This is a genomic window from Citrobacter portucalensis, from assembly GCF_002042885.1.
GTDB classification, from domain to species: Bacteria; Pseudomonadota; Gammaproteobacteria; order Enterobacterales; family Enterobacteriaceae; genus Citrobacter; species Citrobacter portucalensis.
On sequence record NZ_MVFY01000002.1, the window covers coordinates 507,223 to 518,723 of the forward strand.

General features: G+C 55.9%; 1 protein-coding gene. It reads right to left on the reverse strand.

The genetic code is table 11. The features are described from left to right. Positions 1-91: 91 nt before the first annotated feature. On the reverse strand, positions 92-11,302 hold the full coding sequence (locus BZK40_RS05080; RefSeq protein ID WP_079934273.1) for a BapA/Bap/LapF family large adhesin: 11,211 nt from the start codon (positions 11,300-11,302) through the stop codon (positions 92-94). Positions 11,303-11,501 lie beyond the last annotated feature (199 nt).

Here is an 11,501-nt window from a genome sequence, read left to right on the forward strand (position 1 = left end):
CTTACAAAATACGGCAGCGACGACTGTTATTGCCCCGGACGTCATGGCATCCGGGGCTGTAGTTATGGCGCTTTAACGCATTGCGTTAACGTCAGGGCACGATGTGATTTTGTTGCACCAGCTCATCGAGCGTGGTGTGTACGTTCTCCAGCGTTATGAGATTGGTTGAGTGATATGTGTTGCCCGTACCGTCGCGGTCGATGGCAATCACCGTGTTGTTACCGCTGGTGGTTACGGTGAGGTAGTTGCCGAGCGTAGCGTTCTGCCCGTTCCAGCCCACCAGCAGGTCGCCGATATCGATTTTGTCACCCTGGGCCAGTGAGAAGTTGGTCCAGGTGTCGGTAGCACCATTGCTAATGTTGCCGCCGGTAGCGTCGTTGGCGTTGAGCAGGTGATAAATCAGCGTATCGCCGTAGGCCGAACCGGTGATTACGTCATGCTGTGCGCTGCTTGCCATCTGCGGATTCATATTGATGGTCAGCGTTGCGGTGTCCGTATGCCCGTTTTGGTCGTTAAGCGTATAGGTAAAGGTCTCTTTACTGGTGAGCGATGCTACGGTTGTACCCGGTTTTAGCGTGTAGATGTATGAGCCATCCAGGTTCATAGTCAGTGAACCATAATGACCCTGAATTGTTGCGCTACTGGCGCTGCTGGCCGGATTAAGGGTGGCAGTACTGCCGTTAAAGCCAATGACGGTGAGCTGGGTATGGACGGTTGAGAGCTGATCGTGCGCACCTGCGGCATCACTACCATCAAAAATATTGCCATTCACCGTGGTGGCGTTAACGTCATAGGTATTGAGGTGCCATGTCGTACCCGTGACGTTCGGTGTAATACTGACGTTGCCAACTGCCAGTCCTCCCATCGTTCCTGTGAAGCTGATGTTGTAATGGCCTGCGGCTAACTCAGCATTACCCAGTGAGACGGCAATTGAACTGCCTAACAGGCTGATTGAACTGGCGGGTACAGAGCCAGAAAGCGAGAATCCGTCAGGACCTGTTATTGTCCAGGTAATGCCCAGCGTACCGACGGTGATAAGCGTGCCGATATTGAAGTTGAGCGTGGCGCCTTTCAGAACGTCATTTGTCGCGATATCAAACGAACCTGTACCGGTTGCTTTGCTCCCCAGCGTCGGAATTGTCGCTGTTCCCAGCGCGCCGCTTCCGTACGCAGCAGAATCCTGAACGGTACTAACCGCCATCGTGCTGCTGACGTCATTTACTGCATCCAGCGCCTGTGGGGTTGGTTTGATATTCAGCGATGCACTGCCGGTATCGCCGTTTGGCGCTTTGATCTTATACACGAAACTGTCCGGCGTATTGATACCGTCTGCGCCCAGTCCGCTTCTCAGCGTGTAGGTGTAGTTCCCTTTCGCATCAATAGTCAGCGTGCCGTACTGCCCGTTAATGGTGGTTGTACCCGTTCCGTTTACGGTGACACCGTTAACTTCGGTGATAACGGTATTGGCCGGAGCCGAGTCGTTGACCAGCAGGTTTCCATTGGTTGTCGCACTCAGGCTGTCGACGGCGTAGGTGTGATCGGCCTGTATATTCAGGGTATAGCTGGTCAGCAGCGTCAGACCGCCGGAGGCGTTAAGCAGGAACAGATAGTCACCGCCAGGCAGGGTGATGGTGTAATCCGTTGAGCTACCTCCTAGCAGCGCCGTGACCCAGTTGGGCTTCACGCGGAACTGCTCATACTGCTGAATGGACTCGTTGAAGCGATAAACATAGAGGTCAAAACCGCCAACCGTGACGCCGAGAACGCTGGCCTTGACGGTCAACGTGCGGGTTGCGCCATCATCCACATTAAATTTGATCGGATTGGTTAAACCGTTAACCAGACTGACATCCAGCACATTGCCCAGTCCGACGTTGGCGAGGGTGAAGCCGGTTTGCTGTGATGTGCCATGATCAACCGCGATGACCTGCGTCCCGTAAGTCAGCGCAGCCACATCGTCTGCCGCGGTTACCGTACTGGTGGTGGGCGCCTGACCGAGCGTTACCACCAGTTTTGCCGAGGAGTGATCGCTGCCATGCGTCAGCGTGTAGGTGAAACTTTCGGAACGGCCATACACCGAGATTGACGTATTGGTCAGGGTATAGGTGTAACTACCGTTCTGATTGATATGCAGGATGCCGTATTTCCCCTGCACATCAATGCCGCCCGCCGGGATGTTCACGACGTTGCCGTTACCGTCGGTGATGGCGGTGACCAGCGTGCCGGAAGGGGCATTATCCTGCCCGTTGGCGGGATCGGTATCGGTGATGATATTGCCAGACTCGGTAGTACCGCCGGTGATGGTTCCTGCGCTGGCTTTTACCACTGAGACATCAAGGCTGGTGTATGCCCCGGTCGCCAGCAGGTTGGTGTTGTAGCTGACCACGCGGTAATCACCGCCAGTCAGTCCGCTGTAATTGAGCGTTACGCCTGAGGCGCCCAGAGTGAGGAGGCTGGCAAAGTCTGGTTTCCCGGTATCCACCACCGTCACCCAGGCATTCAGCGCGGTGTCAAAGCGCTGGATGACGACTTCAAGTGTGTTTAACAGCGACAGCACCACGCCGGTCGCTGCGGCATTGATTGTAATGGATCCGCTGCCACCAGAAGCGATGCTGAAATTCACGCTTGCCGTATCGTTCCCCAGCACGTTGGCGACATTTCCCAGCGCATTGACCAACAGGAAACCATAATCGCTTTGATGCTCGGTGCTGACGGTGACATCGGTTTGTAGCGGCAGGCTGGTGACATTGTCTTCAGCCAGCAGCGGCAATACTGGTGCGAGAGCGCTTGTCGGCGATGAGGTATTTCCCGCAGCATCGGTCGCCGTGGCGGACAGCGACTGCCCTTCAATCTGGCGAACCGGCAGGTTGACGCTGTAGACACCGCTGCTGTTGGCGATTGCCGTCACGCTGGTGCCGCCGGGCAGAGAAATGGTGACCGTGCTTCCCGCTTCGGCGACGCCGCTGACGGTACCGCCATCGGCGCTGATCAGGAGCGTTGGCGCGGTCGGTGGCGTGGTGTCCACGATCACGCTGAACGAACCGGACAACCCACTTGCGCCGTTGGCGTTGGTTGCCGTGGCGGTAAACGCATGGTTACCTTCGCTGAGTGCACCGGATGGGGTAAAGCTCCAGATCCCGTTACCGTCTGCGGTCGTGAAGCCCATTAGCACACCGTTGTTGTACAGATTGATGACGGCGTTAGCCTGCGCCGTTCCGCTGAGCGTTGGCAGGGTGTCATTGGTGGTTTTACCGGGAGCGACGGGTCCCATGATAGTGCCGACGTCATCGAGCACGCTGGCAATAACAGGCGCAGGCGGTACGCCGGTAAACGGTGCCAGCACGTTACCCGCCGTACCGATGTTGCCTGCGGCATCCTGTGCGCTGACCAGCAGAGTTTGCCCACTGATTTGCGGTGGGTTCAGAGTGAAGGTGAAATTACCGGAGGCGTTGGCGGTTGCCGTGCCGAGCACCGTTCCGCCGCTGGAGGTAATAATGACCGTGCTGTTTGGCTCGGCAACGCCGGTGAGCGCGGTGCCGTTGGCGTTTACCGCCAGCCCGGCTGGAATACCCGGGGCAACGGTATCGACCACGATCGCTGCCGCAGACGATATGCCACTGGTATTACCCGCACTGTCCGTTGCAGTGATGGTAAACGAGTGGGTACCTTGTGCCAACACGGTAGTCGGGGTGTAGCTCCAGTTGCCGCTGCCGTCCGCCGTTACGCTGGTGACAAAGCTGCCGTTATCATAAATATCAACTCGCGCGTTGGCTTCCGTGATGCCGTTTAACGTTGGGCGTGCGTCGTTGGTCGGCTGATTGCTGCCAATCGGCCCGGTGTTTGGCCCGACATCGTCAATAATGCTGCTGATTGAAGGCTGCGTCGGCGCCGTGGTGTCAACCACCACGCTAAAGCCTGCCGTCGCGCCGCTGGTGTTGCCCGCCGCATCAGTGGCGGTGACTGTGAAGGTGTGCGATCCATTAGCCAGCGGTGTGGTTGGGGTAAACGACCAACTGTTATTGCTTTGCACCAGCGCGGTACCCAACAGGGTGCTTCCGTCATAGATGCTGACGGTGCTGCCTGCCTCGGCGGTACCGTTCAGCGTCGGGCGTGCATCGTTGGTCAACTGTCCGTTGCTGAGCGCTGCATTGAACACGCCGCCTGCGATATCATCCACCACCGAGACCAGCAGCGGGACGGATGGTGCAATGGTGTCGACATTAATCGTAAACCCGTCTGAGACAGGGCCCACGTTCCCGGCGGCGTCGGTGGCGATGGCGGTAAACACATGCTGACCGTTGCCAAGTGTGGTGGTCAGATATTCCCAGGTGCCGTCTATCGTCGCAGTCACCGTTGCCAGCAGCGCGCCATTATCGTAGATGGCTACCCGGGCACCGGCTTCCGCTGAACCGCTGAGTACGGGACGGGTGTCGTTGGTAAAGGCTCCGTTCGATAGCGTTCCGGTTCCCGGCTGCACGTCATCAAACGCCTGGATAATCGTTGGCGCAAGCGGGGCGACGGTATCAACAACGATGTTAAATCCCGCAGACGTCGGGCTGACGTTTCCGGCCGCGTCGGTGGCTGTTACCGTCAGCGCGTGGTTACCGTTGCCAAGTTGGGTTCCCGGTGTGAAGCTCCAGGCGCCCATACCATCTACAGGAGCAGATCCGATCAGCGCTCCGTTATCGTAAATTTTCACCATGGAATTGGCTTCTGCCGTACCGCTAAGCGTCGGAAGTGGATCGTTCGTGGCCTGACCGTTGTTCAGATTTCCAATCAGTGGGCCGACATCATCCGCAACCTGAGTAATCACTGGTGCTGTCGGTGCCAGAGTATCGACGGTGAAGGTAAAGCCACCAGAAGGCAGGCTGGTATTGCCTGCGCTATCTGTAGCCGTGACGGTCAGAGTATGCTGGCCGTTACCCAATGCCGCGGAGGGCGTAAAACTCCAGTTTCCGCCTGCGCCGACGATGGTGGTGCCAATGGCCTGACCATCGCTCAGCACGGTAATGGTTGCGCCAATTTCACCGGTACCGCTGAGCGCCGGGCGACTTTCGTTGCTGATTTGCCCATTGGAGATAGGCCCGGTTGTCGGCGCGGTATTGTCCTGCACCGAACTGATGACCGGTATTGACGGGGCAATAGAGTCCAGCTCAATAGTAAACGATGATGATACTCCGCCTGTGTTTCCCGCCTGATCTGTGGCAACGACGGTGAAATTATGTTGCCCCTGTCCCAGCGGAGCATCCGGAGTGAAGCTCCAGTTACCTGACTCGTCCACCTGAGTTGTACCTATTTCAGCGCCGTTATCACGGATCGTGATGATGGCGCCAATCTCGCCTTTGCCGTTCAGGGTAGGCTGCGCATCGTTTGTAAGCTGTCCGTTGGTCAGCGCGGTATTGCCGGGCTGATCGTCAATTACTGAGGTAATGCTCGGTGCGGCTGGCGCCAGCGTGTCGACGACGACCACAAATGGTGGCGTTGTCGGGCTAATGTTACCCGCGTTATCTGTAACACTGGCAGTCAGCGAGTGGCTTCCTTCTCCGAGAGCTGGGGCAGGCGTAAAGCTCCAGTTGCCATTTTCGTCGCTGGTGGTTGTGCCGATTACCGTGCCATTATCGCGGATGGTAACAACCGAATCCGCCTCGGTAACGCCAGCAAGCGTTGGGGTATTATCATTGGTCAACTGCCCTGAGGTCAGGGGCTGGATCGTACCAACGTTGTCCGTGACCGTCACAATAGATGGCGCATTCGGTACCAGGGTATCGACAATGATCCGGAAATCACTGGATGGATCTCCCTGGTTGCCAGCGGCGTCCGTTGCGCGGGCGGTAAAGAGATGATCGCCTTCTCCCAGCGGTGCTGTCGGGGTAAAGCTCCAGAATCCGTTACTGTTTATGGTCGTTGTGGCATAAGCGATACCGTTATCGTAGAGGGTAATGGTTGCCCCGGGTTCGCCAGTTCCGTTGAGCGTCGGACGTGAATCATTTGTAATTTGCCCTTTATCCAACGAGCCAGTGCCGGGGGCAACATCGTCGATAATGCTGGTGATCGTTGGCGCTTGCGGTGCCGTCGTGTCGATGGTGATAGCGTAGTTGGGTGACTGACCGCTGGGTATGCCACCGACGGTTTGCGACACAGTGAAGTTATAGGTTGCACCGTTAGTTAGTGGGGCGGGTAACTGATAACTCCATGCGCCAGAAACAACGTCGGCTATTACCGATGGAACTTGCAAAACACCATTTACATAAATATTAACAGTCGCTCCTGCAGTGGCAGTCCCTTGCAGCAGTGGTAAGGTGTCATTGGTGGTTTTACCGTTGCCAATCACCCCCATGATGGGCGCGATGTCATCAACGATCTCAAGCGTTGGTGGATGAGGAACGCTGGAGGTAGCAGCGCTAAACGTTGTCGGGTCGCTTTGATTTCCGGCGGGATCCTGAGCGATGGCGTTGAGCGCCTGACCGGTTGTTTGCGCTGGCGAAATTGTGACAGCGAAGTTACCTGAATCGTCAGCGATCCCTTGGCCGAGGATCGAAGTACCGCTGAGAATGATGACGGTACTGCCTGGATCGGCAGAGCCGCTAACCAGCGTACCGTTCGGGTCTACGCTGGTAACCGTAGGCGTTGCAGGCGGCAGGGTATCGACAATCAACGTCAGCGGGTTATCTGCTGCCAGTGAGTTACCTGCGTCATCCACGGCGCCGAAAGTCAGTTTGTGAGTGATATTGGGCGTGAGGGGGACATCCACACTCCAACTGCCGTTAGCAGCAACGGTAGCTGTCGCAATGGCGATGGGATTGTTACCATCGAAAATCAAAACCGTACTGCCCGGTGTGCCGGTACCGCTAATGGTTGGCGTTGTATCGTCCGTGACGCTGCCGCTGGTTAGCGAACCGGTAAAGACGCCAACGTTATCCTGGATATCCGTGACCTGCGGCAACGTTAACTTCGTGTTGTTAACCGTAAACGAAATGCTGTTTGAATTGTCGCTGACGTTACCTGCGGGGTCTGTTGCGGTAGCGCTTAATGTGTAGCTCCCGTTTGCCAGCGCAGTCCCGGGGGTAATACTCCAGGTACCGCCTGCCACCGTTGCAGTACCGATCACCGTACCGCCGTTATACAGAGTGATGATGTCTCCATTGACACCTGTACCACGAATGGTTGGCGTGGTGTCATCGGTCACGGCGTTGGGTGCAAGGTCACCCATGATATCGCCGACGTTATCATTGGCGGCGATAATCACCGGCGGCGCAGACGGCGTCGTGTCGATGTTCAGTGTTATAGCTGTTGATGGCTGGCTGACGTTGCCTGCAGGATCGGTTGCGGTGAGGGTTACCTGGTAAGTACCTGGAGTAACCGGTGCTGGCGGAGTAAAGCTCCAGGTTCCGTCTGCACCTACTGTTGTCGTTCCCTGCAAAGGGGGAGTGCCGTTCAGATAAACGGTAATCAAATCTCCGACGTTCCCCGTGCCGCTAAAGGTTGGCGTGGTATCGTTGGTGTTGCCGTTAGTGACCACACCTGTTATTGGAGCCACATCGTCGGTAATGATTGGCGCGGCTGGTTGTGCGGGAGGTGTGTTGTCTACCGTCAAGGTAAAGCTGGCCGATGGGATCCCCGTGTTGCCTGCAACGTCAGTCGCTGTAGCGGTGAATTTATGCGGCCCGTCGGTGAGTGAGGTTGGGGTAAATGTCCAGGTGCCGTCTGGCTGTACGGTGACGGTACCAATGGAACCGCCATTATCATAAATCGTAATCTTCGCGCCGGGCTCGCCGGTTCCGGAGAGTTCGGGATTCAAGCTCTTGGTACTGCTGCCGTTACTCAGCGTTTGTAGATTTGTCCCAATCAGACCTTCTGCGGAGCTGATAACCGGGGCTGCTGGTGGGGTGGTATCAATCGTTAGCGTAAAGGTCCCGGCATTGCTGGCGTTGCCTGCAACGTCCGTGGCAATAGCGGATAAATTGTGTGTGCCTTCACTGAGCGGTTGGTCGAGTTGAATACTCCAGGTGCCTCCGGGCAAAACAGTCGTGCTTCCAATTGGCGTAGCTCCATCATAAAGAGTGATCTTAGAACCGTCTGTTCCGGTTCCTTTCAGCTCTGGCAAGGTATCGTTTGAACGGCTTCCGGTAGGCAGATCGATCGGTGCATTCCCAACGTCGTCGGTAGCAGCCAAAATGACAGGAGCGCCTGGCGGTTGGGTATCTACGGTAACGCTGACCACTGTGGGTGAGGTGATGACATTACCGGCGGCATCAGTTGCCGATACCGTAAACTGATGGGTGCGATCGCTGAGCACCTGATTCCCCGGAACGGTATAACTCCAGGTACCCGAGCTGTCGACAAGAATAACCGTCAATAACTGAATGCCATCGTACAGGTTTACCAGTGAACCTGGCTCACCGGTACCCGAGATGGTTGGCGTATTGTCGTTGGTGACCCAACCGTTATTTGCAACGCTGCCCGTAATGCTGCCAACGTCATCGTTAACCAACGTTATCACTGGAACAGTTGGCGCAATTGTATCGACAATTATTTTCCAGCTTGCCGCGCTGCTGGTGTTATTCGCGGCGTCTGTGGAGGTCACCGTGAAGATGTGAGCGCCCTCGCTTAGCGCCGAGACTGGCGTATAGTTCCAGTTACCGTTGATATCAGCGACAACGGTCGTCAGCAGGGTGCCGTTATCGTAAATTTTGACCTGAGAACCTGCTTCGGCGGTGCCTTCCAGCTTAGGTTTGCTATCGTTGGTGACATCGCCGTTATTGAGAGGGCCCTGATACATGGGCTGGTCATCCGTCACGGCGGTGATGATGGGCGTTCCAGGGGCGGTAATATCCGGAGCCACCGCGGAAGTTGGCTGACTCTCGTTATTGCTACTGTCCGTTGCGGTAACTTTTACCGTTTCGCCGTTCATTTTCGACGGCGTAATCGACACCGTGAAGTTGCCGCCGCTGTCTGCCTGGCCTGTGCCGATCTGAATACCATTGCTGTCTTTTACAGTGACGGTGCTTCCCGCTTCAGCATGTCCGCTTACAGAACCACCGTCCCCGGCGACGGTGACGCCGGTTGGCGCGTCAGGCGCCGTGGTATCCGGGGCGGTAATCGCGCTGTTGCCGCTGGTATTGCCAGCAGCATCCGTCGCGTTGGCGACAAGATGTTCTCCGTTGGTCTGCGGCGGAACCAGCGTGGCGGTGAATTCTCCGTTCGAGCCGGCGGTTACTGTTCCAATTATCGCGCCACCAGGATCCAGAATATGTACCGTACTGTTGGGTTCCGCCATGCCGGTAACCTGATCGCCTGTAGGATTAATCACCAGATTAGCTGGCGGCAGCGGGGCCGTGATGTCTGGCGCGAGCGCGGTTTCCGGTAGGCTTGGGTTCCCGGCAGGATCGGTGGCGATAGCGGTAATGGTTTCACCATTGGTCTGAGGCGGGTTAATGGTGATGGTAAATGAGCCATCCGTTCCGGCGACGCCGCTGCCGATCTGAAGACCGTTATTATTATTGATGGTCACGGTACTTCCTGGTTCGGCTGTACCGGTGACGACAGAGCCGTCGGCAGATACGTTCAGATCGTCCGGCGCTGACGGTGGCTGAGTATCGATAGTGATATTGAATGCCGCTGACGTTCCTCCCGTGCCCAGGTGGTTGGTTGCTGTGGTGGTGAAGGAGTATGTGTCGTCCTGCAAGTTGGTGTTGGAGGTCCAGGTCCAGTTGCCGCTGGAATCGGCAAGCACGCTTACAACAAGCGCGCCGTTGTTATAAATGTTAACCGTGCTGTTGGCGTCTGCGGTACCCGAGATCGTAGGCGTTGGGTCGTTGGTGGCCTGATTATTGTTCAATGGCCCAGTTGAGGGGGTAACATCATCCACAATGCTGATGATAACAGGCACGCCCGGGTAGCCAGAGTTGGTGGCATTGAAGGACGTGTCTGGCCCGACGTTGCCTGCCTGGTCCTGAATCTTCGCGATCAGCGCTTCACCGTGCGTCTGTGAAGGTGAAATCGCGATGACGAAATTGCCGGTTTGATCAACGGTAGTTGAACCCAAAACCTGATTATTACTACCGATGATAATGACCTGGCTTCCTACCTCAGCACTACCGGTTACCTCGGTGCCTTGCAGGTTTACGGAGGAAATGACCGCGCCTTCAGGCGGGGTAGTATCGACGGTGAATGTCGGTACACTCGTTTCCGCGCTCACGTTACCCGCATCGTCAGTTTGCGTCAGCGTCAGATTATGAACACCGTCGCTAAGCGGCGTGTCAGGTGTAAACGTCCAGTTACCATTGTCATCCACCTGAACCATGCCAATCAGAATGCCATTATCAGAAATGCTGATGTAAGAGCCCGCTTCACCAGTGCCTGTGAGGGTTGGCGTGGCATCGTCGGTTACACCGTTATTACCTATCAAGCCTTTAATGGAACCTGAATCGTCAGTTACTTCTGTGACCACAGGGGCGTCGGGGGCAAGCGTATCGACAATAATCTCCCAACTGTCCGACATGTCGCTGATGCCCGTACCGTCTGATGCACTGACGGTAAACTTGTGGGTACCGTCTGCGAGTGGAGAGGATGGCGTAAACGACCAGTTGCCGTTGGCATCGATAGTGACCTGGCCTATTTCGACGCCGTTATCAAAAATATGCAATGTGGCATTTGCGGGACCGGTGCCCTGGAGAGTAGGCGTATTATCGTTGGTGGATTCCTGCTGATTAACAGGGCCAGTAATCAGCTCCTGGTTATCGATTACGCTGGTGATAACGGGTACGTCAGGCATGTTAGGGGTTGTTGTTGGCGGTGAACCACCATCCCCATTACCACCGTTGCCATTACCGTTGCCATTTCCGCCATTTCCGTTGCCGGCGTTATTATCACTCCCGCCGCCACCACCGCCGCCACCCGCCGCGAGGCCAATTCCGCCTGCGACCGCGATCCCACCAAGAACCCACGGCCAGACGGCGCCGCCTTCATGGCTTCCCTCGGCAGTCATTAGCGGAGTGAGATCGTCCAGATGCTGGAAATGGAATGCCCCATCAGTATCCTGAACCCACCACAGCGCGCCATTACTGTCTTCCAGAACAAGCTGGTTTTGCGCATCACCTTTTCCGACATAGAAGTTCTTAATGGTGATGGTTTCACCTGAGCGGAGTGTGACAACCAGATCCTGATTCACGCGAGTCAGTTGACTTACCTCCTCACGTGACACCGACAGTTTCACGATAGAAGGCGAACTGAGCGTAACTTCAGAGGATTCAACATTTGTGGAAACGCCAGTTAATTTTGATACAACGGCGAGTAGACGCATATGTTCACTCCTGATGGCATGTCGGGAGTATTAATCCGCAACAGCGCGCTGGGAAAATGAGCAGACAGGGGCCCCGTTCACCATAAAGATGAATTTACACAGGTAATTACATTGATTAGATCATGCAGAGGTTCATTTACTTATCAAATACGTTCGGGCCCTGTTAGCTGAATAGTTCTTTCGTATTAGATGATATAGT

Bases quoted from the DNA above. Each gene is read 5' to 3' on its own strand.
- BZK40_RS05080 (WP_079934273.1), bottom strand. From the start codon at position 11,302: ATGCGTCTACTCGCCGTTGTATCAAAATTAACTGGCGTTTCCACAAAT.